Source organism: Shewanella sp. OMA3-2 (genome assembly GCF_021513195.1).
Classification (GTDB): Bacteria; Pseudomonadota; Gammaproteobacteria; order Enterobacterales; family Shewanellaceae; genus Shewanella.
In genome coordinates this window covers 1,920,814-1,933,798 of sequence record NZ_CP090974.1, presented here as the reverse complement: position 1 = coordinate 1,933,798, position 12,985 = coordinate 1,920,814, and the positions used below count along the sequence as shown (strand labels likewise).

The 12,985-nt window shown below is 40.3% G+C and carries 15 protein-coding genes and 1 riboswitch; of the genes, 2 read left to right on the top strand and 13 right to left on the bottom strand.

All coding sequences use genetic code 11. The features are described from left to right. Positions 1–58: 58 nt before the first annotated feature. From L0B17_RS08555 to hinT, 8 genes are all read right to left on the bottom strand, one after another. Positions 59–1,117 carry an aminoglycoside phosphotransferase family protein gene (locus L0B17_RS08555; RefSeq protein WP_235089303.1) on the bottom strand — a complete coding sequence of 353 codons (1,059 nt, stop codon included), beginning with the start codon at positions 1,115–1,117 and terminating at the stop codon, positions 59–61. Next, positions 1,110–1,778, bottom strand: coding sequence for a nicotinamide riboside transporter PnuC (gene pnuC, locus L0B17_RS08550; protein WP_235089301.1), 669 nt, complete (start codon positions 1,776–1,778; stop codon positions 1,110–1,112). Before pnuC ends, L0B17_RS08555 begins: the two co-directional genes overlap by 8 nt. Before the next feature lie 5 nt (positions 1,779–1,783). Continuing rightward, a complete protein-coding gene (locus L0B17_RS08545) occupies positions 1,784–2,044 on the bottom strand; it encodes a YkoF family thiamine/hydroxymethylpyrimidine-binding protein (RefSeq protein WP_235089299.1) in 261 nt (86 codons plus the stop codon). A 113-nt stretch (positions 2,045–2,157) separates the two neighbouring features. Further along, positions 2,158–4,359 (bottom strand): TonB-dependent receptor, encoded by a 2,202-nt coding sequence (locus tag L0B17_RS08540; RefSeq protein ID WP_235089297.1) that lies wholly within the window; start codon positions 4,357–4,359, stop codon positions 2,158–2,160. A gap of 59 nt (positions 4,360–4,418) precedes the next feature. Then, positions 4,419–4,543, bottom strand: a riboswitch (TPP riboswitch). Between the two features lie 150 nt (positions 4,544–4,693). Beyond that, a complete protein-coding gene (locus tag L0B17_RS08535) occupies positions 4,694–5,089 on the bottom strand; it encodes a YcfL family protein (RefSeq protein WP_443019945.1) in 396 nt (131 codons plus the stop codon). 22 nt (positions 5,090–5,111) lie between these two features. Further along, positions 5,112–5,600 carry a PaaI family thioesterase gene (locus L0B17_RS08530; RefSeq protein ID WP_235089294.1) on the bottom strand — a complete coding sequence of 163 codons (489 nt, stop codon included), beginning with the start codon at positions 5,598–5,600 and terminating at the stop codon, positions 5,112–5,114. Then, entirely contained in the window at positions 5,593–6,105 is a 513-nt protein-coding gene (locus tag L0B17_RS08525) for a PaaI family thioesterase (RefSeq protein ID WP_235089292.1), read from the bottom strand. Before L0B17_RS08525 ends, L0B17_RS08530 begins: the two co-directional genes overlap by 8 nt. Further along, positions 6,105–6,458 carry a purine nucleoside phosphoramidase gene (gene hinT / locus L0B17_RS08520; RefSeq protein WP_235089290.1) on the bottom strand — a complete coding sequence of 118 codons (354 nt, stop codon included), beginning with the start codon at positions 6,456–6,458 and terminating at the stop codon, positions 6,105–6,107. The genes L0B17_RS08525 and hinT overlap by 1 nt, the downstream gene beginning before the upstream one ends. 175 nt (positions 6,459–6,633) lie before the next feature. On the opposite strand from hinT, the gene L0B17_RS08515 reads away from it, so the two are divergent. Beyond that, on the top strand, positions 6,634–8,406 hold the full coding sequence (locus L0B17_RS08515) for a M61 family metallopeptidase (protein WP_235089288.1): 1,773 nt from the start codon (positions 6,634–6,636) through the stop codon (positions 8,404–8,406). 120 nt (positions 8,407–8,526) lie between these two features. Here L0B17_RS08515 and L0B17_RS08510 read toward each other — a convergent pair whose 3' ends face one another. The 5 genes from L0B17_RS08510 to htpX form a co-directional block, all read right to left on the bottom strand. After that, positions 8,527–9,159: a LuxR C-terminal-related transcriptional regulator gene (locus tag L0B17_RS08510; protein WP_235089286.1), complete on the bottom strand. Its 633-nt coding sequence runs from the start codon at positions 9,157–9,159 to the stop codon at positions 8,527–8,529. A 322-nt stretch (positions 9,160–9,481) separates the two neighbouring features. Further along, positions 9,482–9,763 (bottom strand): molybdopterin-dependent oxidoreductase, encoded by a 282-nt coding sequence (locus tag L0B17_RS08505; RefSeq protein WP_235089284.1) that lies wholly within the window; start codon positions 9,761–9,763, stop codon positions 9,482–9,484. Then, positions 9,748–9,945 (bottom strand): hypothetical protein, encoded by a 198-nt coding sequence (locus L0B17_RS08500; RefSeq protein WP_235089283.1) that lies wholly within the window; start codon positions 9,943–9,945, stop codon positions 9,748–9,750. Before L0B17_RS08500 ends, L0B17_RS08505 begins: the two co-directional genes overlap by 16 nt. A gap of 298 nt (positions 9,946–10,243) precedes the next feature. Beyond that, positions 10,244–10,579: a cytochrome c3 family protein gene (locus tag L0B17_RS08495; RefSeq protein WP_235089281.1), complete on the bottom strand. Its 336-nt coding sequence runs from the start codon at positions 10,577–10,579 to the stop codon at positions 10,244–10,246. 264 nt (positions 10,580–10,843) lie between these two features. Continuing rightward, entirely contained in the window at positions 10,844–11,707 is an 864-nt protein-coding gene (htpX, locus tag L0B17_RS08490; protein WP_235089698.1) for a protease HtpX, read from the bottom strand. Positions 11,708–12,254: 547 nt separating this feature from the next. On the opposite strand from htpX, the gene pepE reads away from it, so the two are divergent. Beyond that, positions 12,255–12,968 (top strand): dipeptidase PepE, encoded by a 714-nt coding sequence (pepE, locus tag L0B17_RS08480; RefSeq protein ID WP_235089279.1) that lies wholly within the window; start codon positions 12,255–12,257, stop codon positions 12,966–12,968. Positions 12,969–12,985 lie beyond the last annotated feature (17 nt).

Below are 12,985 nucleotides of genomic sequence, written 5' to 3'. Positions count from 1 at the left end.
ATATTCTTAGGGCTGTTGATCTTTGAAGAGACATTTTGCAGCAGTGAATGGCTATTTTCTACGTTCTGATTTGTGGGCTGCTAAAATCAATTAATGAATAATATCTATGGTACAAGGGCTGAAAGCTTTGGCGATTATCTCTTGCCATCAATAAAGCCCACATAGCACAAAATAGCCAATAACAATTTATCGCATATGCTACACATTTAGCGGCATTATCATTCAATGAGGGAGATGCCGTTTGTGCTTGCCATTGAAAATAGGCTTGCAACAGAGTATCTGTTTGTTGTGTGGATAAACTATGGGTTGCCAATATTGAAGCTAAATCAACAAGAGGATGACTGGTGGCTGCATATTCAAAATCAATACAGATTAATTTGGCTAAATCTGCACTTTGATAGCCGCTAGTGTTCAACAACAAGTTAAAGGGAGTTAAATCTCTATGGCAAAAAGTCGGCGCAATTAAACATTCCTCTAACGCATAAAACCACTGTTTAACCATTTCGCTTTGATTGTTTATTTGCTTAAAACAGTGTTGCCATTCAGCAGTTTGGTACTGAAAAGAGTCTGTAAGCTGCAGCTGATACTCTTGCCATTGCTGTTGTATACTCACCTTTTTTTCAGGTAAAGGCAGCGTTGATAATACTTTTAATACATTAAGCAGTTGCATAACAGGTTGTGATTTTGATGTGCCTATGAGTAGCTCACTCTGACGAGGGGTATTAACACCATACTCATGATAAGCTTTATTCCAAGGTGTAGTTTCGGTAATAAAATCACTGAGATAAATTTCATAGTTATCACTGTAAAAATGTAATTTAGGTGCTATTGCTTTTTCTTGAGCATGGCGCCAACTTGCCACTTCATCTTGACGAGAACACCATACTGCATCTGCTTGATTAACTCTTAGTACTTGTGATTTTTGCACCTGTTCAAATTGGCATTTAAGCAGGTAATTCTGATTGCTCAACCCTCCTGACAAGTGCTCAACACCGACGCAATGTTGAGCTAATTCTCCCAGTTGATTAGCAGGTACAAGCTCGAGCAGCAAGCTGACAACATTATCAGGCAATAAGTTTAATGCTGACTGAGCAACTAGCGCTTCTAATTCAACCATTTTGAGATAGCGGTTCTGAAGTTGAATCTGTTTCTGTAAGCCATGTTTTACGCCACATAAAGTATCCAACCCCTGCCATAAACACATAAAGTATAAACAGTGCAGTCGTCAGCATTAAACCTTTACTAAAGTACAAATAGATTGATAGCGTATTGATAACAATCCAATAGAACCAATTTTCAAGTACCTTTTTGGCCACCAAAAACGTAGTCATAATTGCAAAACAAGTGGTTGCAGCATCTAGATAAGGAAATGATGCTTGGGTGTAGGTTGCCATAAGGTAACCCACAATAACTGATACAATTGATGTCATTGATATCAACATAATATGTGTATTGAACGACCAACTGACAATAGTAGATCCACTGTCAACAATTGCATGTTCTGGACTATTACTAGGTTGCTGCATCCACATCCAATAACCATAAACTGCCATCGCCATATAATAAATATTAAGCACTGACTCCATTAACAAAGACACTTTCCAGAAAAGTACCGTATAAATTGCCGTACTGATAAAGGCTGCAGCCCAACACCAAATATTGGTGCGCATAGCTAACGCTAAGTACACCACAGCTAATATCACCGCAACGGCTTCCCAGGCTGTCATAGCGCTAATGTCATTTAAGGCCTGGCTTATAGTTTGGCTAAATTCAAACATAAACATTACTCACTGTGGGCTAAATCAAGTTCACCACCAATAAACTTACATACAAATACCGCTTTGCCCCACTTAACATGCGCTGCTTGCATTTCAATCGCCAACATCGACATGACATCGGCATATTCACCACAGATCTGTGTCGCCATAGCATTGGTTACTCGCTCAATATTGCTATAGCTGTCAACTCGGCCAATAAACCACTTAATAGGGTCTAGGTAATTTTCGTTAAATGGATACATGCTAATTTCTGCAGTTAATTTCATATCTCACCTCAAATGGGATTTGTCGCGCCTGACGATACCAGGCGCGACAATCTATAAGCTCACTTAACAACGTCTAACACCAACAAACAATGCAAATGAGCTCAATTAAAAAATTACATAAATTTATAATCAAAGGTTACGCCAATCTGACGGGGATCACCGTAGCGAATATATTGCTTATCAGCCCAATCAATGTCGGGCTCGTTACCAAAGTAAAATCCACGCACACCATAGTTTTCATCAAATACATTACGTCCCCATAAATAGGCCGACCAAGTTTGGGTTTCATAACCTAGACGAGTGTTTACTATGTTGTAAGCTTCTGATTGGGAGTCATTGCTGTCTGAATAATAGAAGTCGCTTTTACCGCTAGTATTAATATTGGCAAACCAACCTGAGTCAGCCAGATAAGTCACACCCGCGCTGTAGGTAAAGTTAGGGGAGTGAGCTAACTCACGACCTGATAAATCGACAACAGTGCCATTTTTATCTTGGTAGTTATATTCACCATATTCTGTTTCTAACCAGCCAAAACTACCATACACTTGAATGTTTTCAGTGGCATACCAATTCAAATCAAGTTCGGCGCCATAGTTACTTGAGCTGCCTGCATTTTCAGTAAATAGTATGAAACGCTGTTGATTTTCAGGGTCTTGTAACGACGCCGCAACTTGCTGATTTTCTCTGTCCATAAAGAAAAGCGCAACATTAGTATCAATTGCCCCCGCTAACCAAACTGACTTAACACCCAATTCATAGTTATATAAAATTTCAGTATCAAATTGTTTTTTATCAGCCAATTCAGTAGGCAGAGTCATGTTAAACCCACCCGCCTTGTAACCGCGCGCTACTTTCGCATAAGCGTTGTGTGCCGCGTTAAGCGCTTTAGACAAGGCTATATGGCCACCCCACATGTCTTCAGATGGCTTGAAATTGTCATTATTAGTATCTGAGTATTCACTGTTACGACGCTCAAGGCGTAATCCGCTAGAAAGTATATAGTCATCGCTTAAATGGCTATCCAGTTGTGCAAACACGGCAAAATTAGACGCATCATAGTTTGACTGCAGCACTTCATCGGGCCAGGTGTTGTACTCAGAATATAAGTCATTGTCTTCTTGAAGGTTCATGGCATACAAGCCAACTAACCAGTCAGTTGAGTCATTAAAAATTCGGCTTGCCTGGTTTGATGTGAAGCGAAACTCTTGTGAAACAGTGCTACGATCGCCTTTTTTGTTCCAGGTATAATCGTAAACACAAGGGGCAGAACCGATGACATTCCAATCATCATCATATTCATTGCAGGTTTTACTGCCCCAATAATCTGGGTTAGCCCAATCACCGTCATAGCCATGCTCATGATCGGTTTGCGCAAATGAGGTTAATGAGGTTAGTTCAAAATACTTAGCCCCAGTGAACGACAGTTTTAACCCTACGCCAGTGGTTTTTTGATTATCAATACCTGGTTGATCCGTTGAAGTATCAAAGCCGTTATTATCAAGAGTCCATGCATCATAACCATTGTTATAATTAGCGTGTAATAAGGTTAAGTCTGCTTGTACAACATCGGTGGCATACCAACGTAATTTTGCTCGGGTGGTAAGCTCATCACGTTGATTGCTATCGTCAAGGCCTAAATAACTGTTGTTTCTGTAACCATTTTGATCATGTTTTTCCAGGGATACGCGATAAAGCAGTTTTCCTGAATCTGTAATAGGGCCGGAGCTAAAACCGGCAAAAGTTTGCAGATTATCATCACCTAAACTGACTTTAGCGCCATGTTCGAAGGTATCTGTTGGGTCATTACTTTTAAGATAAATTAAACCAGCTAATGCATTGGCACCATATTGTGTGCCTTGTGGACCACGTAATACTTCAACCTGTTGCATATCGTACATGCTTGACACCATGCCAAGACCTGATAAATCAATATCATCAACAATAAATCCAACCGATGAGTTTGGTGCACCTTGGTATTGTTCTTGTTCACCAATACCGCGTATTTGGAAGTATTTTGGACGTGAGCTACCACCCGACCAGTTAAAGTTAGCGATAGAGTTTAATACATCTTCAAAATGCTGCGCCCCTTCATCTTCTAATTGCTGGGCATTGATAACCGTGACACTTGAAGGCATTTTATCAAGACTGATATTACTAAAATCTGCATTGACGACAATCACCTCCATCTTGTCAGATTCAGGTGCTGTGCGCTCAATAGATCCAGTGGCTGCAATACCATTGGTGGCATAAAGCGCAGTAAATACAGCGAATGCGAGTGATGATTTTACTGGGAAGATATTTTTTACAGGGAGCATAGGACCTCAAATATTAAGTTTGAGATCCGGCAAGTAGCGATAAAGAAGTGCACATCCATGAGATCGAAGTGGCCCATTCCTACGCCGGTATAAGCCGGATCAGGTTCTAAGGGTTCATCTTTTGATATCTCAGTTTTCTGGTTAAATATAAGACTCAACCAGTAAAACACCCCTTGGCGGAAAGGATTATATCTTAAATTTAGCTCGCTAGCAGGCAAAACTAATACTTTTTTATGACTAAAAATAAAGCCAGCAAATGCTGGCTTTCATAAACTCAGATTTGTTAACCTTTGATAACCGTGAAATATCAACAAACCGTTGCCTAAATGATCACTTAATTTGAAAAGGCCTGGCGAATATACACTTCAAATCGAGTGGCTGTGGCATTAGGAGCTACCGCATTAACTTGCATTTGTTGTTTGCCGTGTAACTTAAGTGACTTCCAGCTAGTAGATTCATCTTCAATGGTAAAACCGCTGGCATCGAACCAGGTGAATTTATACTGTAAGCGTAAATCGGTTGCAACTAAGCTATTGATTTGTGCAACCGCTTGAATTAAATCTGCTGTTTGGCGTTCATTAACATTAGTGACAGATACTTGTCGGCTAAAACTGTTGTTGTCGACTCGCACTTCGCCCTGGGAGTTAACTGAAATACCCGCTGTATGATTAGCACAGGCTGATAACAACAAACTGGTAAATAATACAAAATAAGCTGTTAATTTTTTGATATTCATTGTAAACCCCATTAAGTTATTCGATTAAAAAGTGCGCTCTAGCCGTCGCAATTAATTGTTTTCTATTGGTTTGCCAACAATTAATGCTCACGTTTGCCACTCTGCGTCCCTGGCGAGTAATTTTACACTCAGCAAAGGTATCCTGGTGTAAACCGGCGCGTAAATAGTCAATGGAAAAATCAACAATTTTAGGCACCTTTTTGGCTTGCATAAACACCATTAATTGCACAATTGCTGACATTTCCATAAAACCAGCTATTACCCCGCCGTGTATGGCTGGCAATATAGGGTTTCCTATGTTGTCATCCTTAGCAGGTAATTTAAATACCATTTCATCGCCAAAACGCTCAACCGACATACCAATAAATTGTGAATACGGCACTTTGGCCAGTAAATAACTGTAGTCATTCAGTTCAATCGCACGTTTTACCACATCTCTAACATCTAAAGAGGCTGCTGTGTCTGGAGTCTCTTTTTGGGTTACTAAGGTTTTAGAGTCAGTCATGTTTGGCCTCCGGTAAATTGCCCATTAATGCCTGACGAAACTCTTCGCCGACCATTTCAGGACTGATACGCATAAAGGTGCCAACGGCGTGGGCAATAGGCTCATCAATGCTGTCTTGATAAGCGATTGCGCGGGTAAAAGCGACGCTAGAGGATAGTCGATAACATTCAGCAAACGCATACACTGCTTTGTGTGGCTCAGCGGGTTTCATGTAATCGACACGTAAATCGAGTGTGGGTGAAATTTCTAAGGTTTGATATTTTTTTAAAATGGCACAAACTACCGCGGTGCCGCAGGTTGTATCAATCAATGTGGTGATAACGCCACCATGAATAACGCCTGTATCTGGATAACCAATAATATCTTGGCTATAAGGCAGCTCAATTAGTACATGGTGCTCGCTGGCTTCTTTAACCGACAAGCCTAAACGACGGCATTGGGCTAATTGATTAATAAACCAGGTAGCCACTTCCGTTAACGGGAAAAAGTCAGAATTGATTTTCATTAGCCACGACTCAACATAGGTCCAAGTGGCTCACCGCCTAACAAATGAAGATGTATATGATACACCTCCTGGCCACCATGTTTATTGCAGTTCATGATCAATCGATAGCCGTCCTCGGCAATGCCAGCTTCATGGGCAAGCTTGGCCGCAACTGTCATCATGCGACCTAAGGCTAATTCGTCCGATGCTTTAACATCATTTGCGGTAGCAATTAAATGGTTAGGAATAATCAAAATATGCGTCGGGGCTTGCGGTGAAATATCACGAAACGCAGTGACTAATTCGTCTTGGTAAAGAATGTCTGCAGGAATTTCACGACGAATAATTTTGCTAAAAATGGTTTCTTCAGCCATTTGAGTGTCCTTTTTGCGATAGCCATGTTGAATGACAGAGTGTCGATAGGTTTAAGTTTATAGTATTTTTCAATAAATATAACCGCTAATGATGCTTTTTGATTGCAGCCGTTTGCGTAAACCCAGCAATTTTGGCAGCATGTGTGCATTATCGTTTCTAGTGACTGGACCTGTTATGCATCACCACATTCATGCCATCGACCCTAAAGCCCATTTATTTGCTGTCACCGCGACATTAAATAATGCTCAACAGCATCAAATATTCAGTTTACCCGCTTGGTTACCGGGCAGTTATATGATCCGTGATTTTGCTAAAAACATCATCGACATTCAATTTTTTGATGAACATGATGCACAAATAGACTTCACTCAACTCGATAAACAGACATGGCAAGTAGATAATCAAACCGCCACAATTACATTACGTTATCAAGTGTATGCTTGGGACTTATCGGTGCGCACTGCTCACCTTGATACTAACCATGGTTTTTTTAATGGTAGTTCGGTGTTTCTGGCCGCCAATGGATTAGAGCATCACCCTCAACAGGTTACGATAGCGCCACCAGCGTTGAATGAATTAGCCCAGTGGAAGTTAGCCACCAGCATGACACGCTCATCGGGGCAACAATTTGGTTTTGGCCAGTTTACCGCTGAAAACTACCAGGACTTAATTGATCACCCCGTTGAAATGGGCGACTTAACCATTGACACTTTTTTAGCGGCGGGTGTGCCGCACGATATTGTATTAAGTGGTAAGCATCGCGCTAATATGGCTCGTTTAAAGCAAGATTTAAGCGCTATTTGTGAATATCAAATCGCTTTTTTTAACACCCCTGCACCTTTTAAACGCTATGTGTTTATGACCACAGTATTAGATAACGGCTTTGGTGGGTTAGAGCATAAAGCCTCAACGGCATTAATGTGTTCACGCAATGATTTACCTAAAAGCGAACAAGGTGAAGTAGAAACTGGCTATCGCACTTACTTGTCCCTTTGTAGCCATGAATACTTCCATAGTTGGAATGTAAAACGGATTAAGCCAGAACAATTTACCCCATTTGATTTATCCCAAGAAAGCTACACTGAGCAGTTATGGGCTTATGAAGGTATCACCTCTTACTTTGATGATTTAATCACTTATCGCAGTGGCTGTATTGACCAGGAAAGCTATTTAACTTTATTGAGTGAAACCATGACTCGCGTTTATCGCGGTCAAGGTCGTTTTAAACAAAGTTTAGCGTCATCAAGTTTTAATGCCTGGACTAAGTTTTATAAACAAGATGAAAATGCCGCTAATGCCATTGTCAGCTATTACACCAAAGGGGCATTATTTGCGTTACTGTTAGACTTAACCCTAAGGCTTGAAACCCAGGGCAAAAAAAGCTTGGATGATGTAATGCGTATTCTGTGGCAAGAGTACGGTTTAACCGAAAAAGGCACTGATAATCAAAGTCATCAACGCATTGTTGAGTCATTATTAAATCGTAATTGTGATGATCTTTTTAGCTTTTTATACAACACAGAGGATCTGCCTTTAGCTGACTTACTGGCTAAAGTGGGTGTTGAAATGAGCCTGCGAAGCAGTGAAGGCAGCAGTGACACTGGCGGCAGTAAAGCCAAAGGTTTTAAAATTGGCTTTGGGGCTCGTGTTAAAGCGGAAGGACTGGGGTTAAAAATACTTGCTGTCACCCAAGATAGTCCTGCCCATCAAGCTGGCTTAAGTGCGGGTGACTTATTAATAGCCGCGGATAATTTACAAGTAAACGGTCAATTTGAGCAGCAACTGCAACACTACCCTATTAATGAGTCAATTAAACTGCATTGGTTTAGACGTGATGAATTGATGCAAGGTAGTTTAGTGGTTCAAGCGGCGGTTAAAGATACTGTGGTGTTGAAGATTAAAGATAATAACTTGGTCAAACTTTGGCTTGCTCAACAGGCAAAATAACTTAACCCCTAATGCCTAGTGATTAAGCATGAATCACTTAAGTATTAGCCTTAGAAGATATCGTGTTAGAGGTGATATCTTCTAAGCTAATTAACCTAGTCATTAAACCTAGTCATTAAACTAAACCATCACTTCATGAACATGAGTTTGAGCCCAGGCAATGGCTTGACCACGACTTGAAACACCAATTTTTCTAAATGCGCGGTACAAATGGGTCTTAATTGTTGATTCACTCACAAATAATTTATTGGCGATATCAAGGTTAGTATTACCAGATAATAATGCCTGTAATACTTCTCGCTCTCTAATGGTGAGGTTATCATTATCATTTTCACTGTCTAGATTATTACAATCTGCTTGTAAACTCGCAGGTATAATACTTTGCCCTTTTGAAATACTTTCCAGCCCTATACCAATATTGGTTAAAGTCGCATCAGTATAAAAAACACCCAACGTGGTCTTAGGGTTGATCAAAAATTTTGCATCGACTTGTTTTGGAAAATTGATAAACACGGTTTTGGTATCGGTTAATTCCCTTTCAATCACTCGTTGTAATTGGTAGGTTTGTTGTAAATCTATGGTCGACAAATCAAAAACAACTAAGCTGCATTTCTGTACCGCAAAAAAGTCGGCCATGTTACCTGGCTGCACACAGGTTAATTTAACTAAAAATTCTTGTGGCCATCGCACTGCCAATAAATCCATCAATAAATGCGATCGTGACACTACCATCCAGTTGGCTACTTTAAACATTATCTACCTCTCCTTGTAAACGGACTAACATACAGTGCTGCTTCATCAGCCTAGATGAAACGCTAAAGCATTAAAGTACCAAATTAGTATTACATTAAATATTAGCCAAAAGAGTGCAATTGTCACTTTTGTTTATATTTATATCTCTAACGCTATCGAAAACTTAACAGAAGTAACAGTAAGCAGTTGATATAAAAATAATACGCCAACACAGACATAGCTAAGGTAGTCACTAGCTTAAAGGCCATTGTGTTGGTGCTAAATCATCATACTGTGCTTTAGTTAATTCAGATAAACCAGCAAGATTAAACACTTTAGCAGGCTATGCCTGTTTCACTGTGGCGTTGAGTAAAGCAAACTCGGTAAATACCGCAGCGTTATGTTCAAATTCAAAACCGTTAAAGCCCATTTTAGTCGCCACTTGGCTTACTGCCCACCAATCTGGTTTAGCTTGGCCTTTGGCAGTAATAAAACCACGCTGACGAGTAATAGTGCGCTCGCTATTGGTGACTGTGCCACACTTTTCAGACCAGCTTTGGGCAGGGAGTAATATCTGCCAGTTTAGCCGTATCAGAGTCAGGGCTGACTTCAGACACCACCACAAACGGGCAGTCGGCTGTTAGCAAAACCTTCGGTGTGAGCACCAATGTAACTGTGATTAAGCGTGTTGCTATCCGCTATAAAACCCAGCAAGCCGACAAATAATGCTAAGTCAGCACCAGGGGTTATTGCCAAGTGTAAATAGGCCTGCTTAGCGGTTGCTGTTGATAAAGGATCGATTACCACCAGCTTAGCGCCATTGGCTTTTTTTGCGGCTAAAATACGTTGAAATAAAAGGTATTTTATAAATTTACTTAGGGAGACAATATAAAATTGTGCAACCAAAGTGCAATAATATGCACCAGACTTGCGCACCCTATTGAAAAAAGCATTTAAATGCCACTTTAGAGGTGTTTTGACTTATAGGGATATTAGTTTAGAAAGCGATGACTTTATAGAGGTGTTATTTAAAGCAGATAAAATCGATTACAATGTGACTGGAAATGTCGGTATTATCCAAGCACCAACACTTTATGCTATATCGTTATTTTGCGACACGACCATCATCGTGACACGCTTCACAAGTAGGTTGCTCAGCCACATTTACTTCATGTACCGCGTGACAATCTACACACAACAACATGCTATCATGCGGTTTATGATTATCGCTCATTCCAGCTAGCGATCCATGGCAACTTTGGCACTGCTCAAATTCATATCCGCCGTCAACAGAAGGCTCGCCATTAGCATGACAACTCTCACATCCATTCATGCCTGTATGATAATCCGCTAAGTTTTCTTGTGCGGCAAACCCATCGACAGAAAAAGTAAACAGCGCAACGCAAACCGTAAATAGGCAAGATAATAATGTGTTTTTCATATAAATCTCCTTTTATTCACCCAATCACAATAGCCTTTAATAGGATAATAATGATTCACAACTAGGGTTTTATTAGGGTGATTTGGCTAACTTAAATCCAATTTAGTCCAACAACTGCAGTTAAGCAACTGTCCCCCTATAACAAGACGTTAGCATTAAGAGTGAACTTAAAATGGGCGCTATATCAATCCATTTACAATAAAGGCAATAAAACAAAAACTGGAGCACAAGGCTCCAGTTTGGTGGTCTATTCTAGTGCTAATATTAGCTGTTTTTTAACGCAGCAATACGTTTTTCCAGTGGTGGGTGGCTCATCATAAACTCAGCCATTGAACGCTTACCGCTAATACCTAAAGCCGACATTTGAGCTGGCATTGCACCTGCTTCTGGGCCAGTCTTCAAACGTTCAAGCGCTGCAATCATCTTATTTTTACCCGCTAAACGTGCAGCGCCTTCATCGGCTCTAAACTCACGAATACGAGAAAAGTAAGCCACTATGATTGACGCTAAGATACCAAACAACATATCTAATACAAACACTACGCCCATATAGGCAAACATACCTAAGCCTTCACCTTCTTCACTGTTGCTAGACACCACATTATTAATAATGCCTGCAACGACGCGTGCAGCAAAAATAACGAAGGTATTCACCACACCTTGAATTAAGGTTAAAGTCACCATGTCGCCATTAGCAACATGGCTTACTTCATGGGCTAGAACACCTTCAATTTCGTCCTGAGTCATGCCATAAAGTAGACCAGAACTGACCGCAACTAATGAATTATTTTTACTTGGACCTGTGGCAAAAGCATTCATTTCTGGAGATTGGTAAATAGCCACTTCTGGCATTTTAATGCCCGCTTGCTCAGCTTGTCGAGCCACGGTTTCAACTAACCAGCGTTCGGTGTTATCACGTGGATTGGTGATCACTTCACAACCCATGGTTTTCTTTGCCATCCATTTTGAAATGGCTAAACTGATAAAGGCGCCACCAAAACCGAAAATGGCAGCAAACACTAATAATCCACTCATAGTAGAAGTGTTAACCCCTAGAATAGACATCACAATTGAGGCCACTAGCAAAATTGCCATGTTGGTCGCAATTAACAAAAAGATACGCTTCATTTTAGCTCCTGTGTTGGCAAGATTGCCGATATCGATACATTCTACAGACATAATATGTCCGGTAAAATGATTTTCAAGGTATTACAGATTAAATATGATTTAATCAACCAAGATACATAATTACGTGCAGATTTTAGGTACAGATACTTAATTGAAACTTAAACTTTCTATCGTAAAACAGTAAAGCCATCTGTATTATCTTGCGGCGATGAACTTTGTTAATATGTCTTTAATCGATTGTATTTATTAGAGCCCGTTGATCTTTGCTGGTTGCATTTTGTTCAAGTAAAGACGTTTTAATTGAGGCGAATGGATTGATGCCTAGTTATCTAAGCAACTCTTTATTCACAAAGATGTATTCAACAAAGAGTTAAACGTTTTTAGCCGCCCCCTTAGAGCAGCGCTTGTTGGTCATTTTTACTGCGTTATCGACTTTTTATGTAGAATAACGACACCACAAAGTCTCTGCCTTGTACAAATGGCCGACAATTCGCTGCAAAAACAACTTTGAAAGATCAACAGACCCTAAAGATAAAAAGGATATTTTATGCCCGTTAATGTTTTATTACTAAGCGCTTCTAGAGTGGGCGATACCCCCTATTTACAACATGCTGTTGAGCTTATAAAACCATTGTGTGTTGCTGGGCAAAAATGGTTATTTATTCCTTATGCTGGTGTTGGCATGAGCTACAGTGACTATTTAGAAAAAGTCCGCCTAGGCTTAGCTAACCTACCCATAAGTATTAGTAGCATTGATGAGTATGGCGATCCAAAGCAAGCCATAAAAGATGCCGATGGGATTTTTGTCGGTGGCGGTAATACGTTTCAATTAATCAATGAATTATATCGCTATGACCTCATTAATCTGATTAAACAGCAGGTCAGTGAAGGCAAGCCTTATGTGGGCTGGAGTGCTGGTTCTAACATTGCTGGTTTATCTATTCGTACCACTAACGATATGCCAATTATAGAGCCGCCTTCCTTTACGGCTATCGGCCTGGTGCCGTTTCAAATCAATCCACATTACAGTAATTATCAAGCACCTGGACATAATGGCGAAACCCGTGCCCAGCGTTTGTATGAATTTACTCAAGTGGATCCGCTCACCCCTATTATTGCCATTCAAGAAGGTACTGCGCTTAAATTAGCTGGTGATAAGCTGACATTAGTGGGTAATAAACTCGGTTATTTGTTTCAGGGAGAACAACAAGAAGTGCCGATTGAACCTAACACTGATTTATCACATTACTTATTCACTTAACACACTGATAATCATTT

Excerpts from the sequence above, each read along its gene's own strand:
- L0B17_RS08555 (WP_235089303.1), bottom strand. The coding sequence starts at position 1,117 with ATGGTTGAATTAGAAGCGCTAGTTGCTCAGTCAGCATTAAACTTATTG.
- pnuC (WP_235089301.1), bottom strand. The coding sequence starts at position 1,778 with ATGTTTGAATTTAGCCAAACTATAAGCCAGGCCTTAAATGACATTAGC.
- L0B17_RS08545 (WP_235089299.1), bottom strand. The coding sequence starts at position 2,044 with ATGAAATTAACTGCAGAAATTAGCATGTATCCATTTAACGAAAATTAC.
- L0B17_RS08540 (WP_235089297.1), bottom strand. The coding sequence starts at position 4,359 with ATGCTCCCTGTAAAAAATATCTTCCCAGTAAAATCATCACTCGCATTC.
- L0B17_RS08530 (WP_235089294.1), bottom strand. The coding sequence starts at position 5,600 with ATGACTGACTCTAAAACCTTAGTAACCCAAAAAGAGACTCCAGACACA.
- L0B17_RS08525 (WP_235089292.1), bottom strand. The coding sequence starts at position 6,105 with ATGAAAATCAATTCTGACTTTTTCCCGTTAACGGAAGTGGCTACCTGG.
- hinT (WP_235089290.1), bottom strand. The coding sequence starts at position 6,458 with ATGGCTGAAGAAACCATTTTTAGCAAAATTATTCGTCGTGAAATTCCT.
- L0B17_RS08515 (WP_235089288.1), top strand. The coding sequence starts at position 6,634 with ATGCATCACCACATTCATGCCATCGACCCTAAAGCCCATTTATTTGCT.
- L0B17_RS08510 (WP_235089286.1), bottom strand. The coding sequence starts at position 9,159 with ATGTTTAAAGTAGCCAACTGGATGGTAGTGTCACGATCGCATTTATTG.
- L0B17_RS08495 (WP_235089281.1), bottom strand. The coding sequence starts at position 10,579 with ATGAAAAACACATTATTATCTTGCCTATTTACGGTTTGCGTTGCGCTG.
- htpX (WP_235089698.1), bottom strand. The coding sequence starts at position 11,707 with ATGAAGCGTATCTTTTTGTTAATTGCGACCAACATGGCAATTTTGCTA.
- pepE (WP_235089279.1), top strand. The coding sequence starts at position 12,255 with ATGCCCGTTAATGTTTTATTACTAAGCGCTTCTAGAGTGGGCGATACC.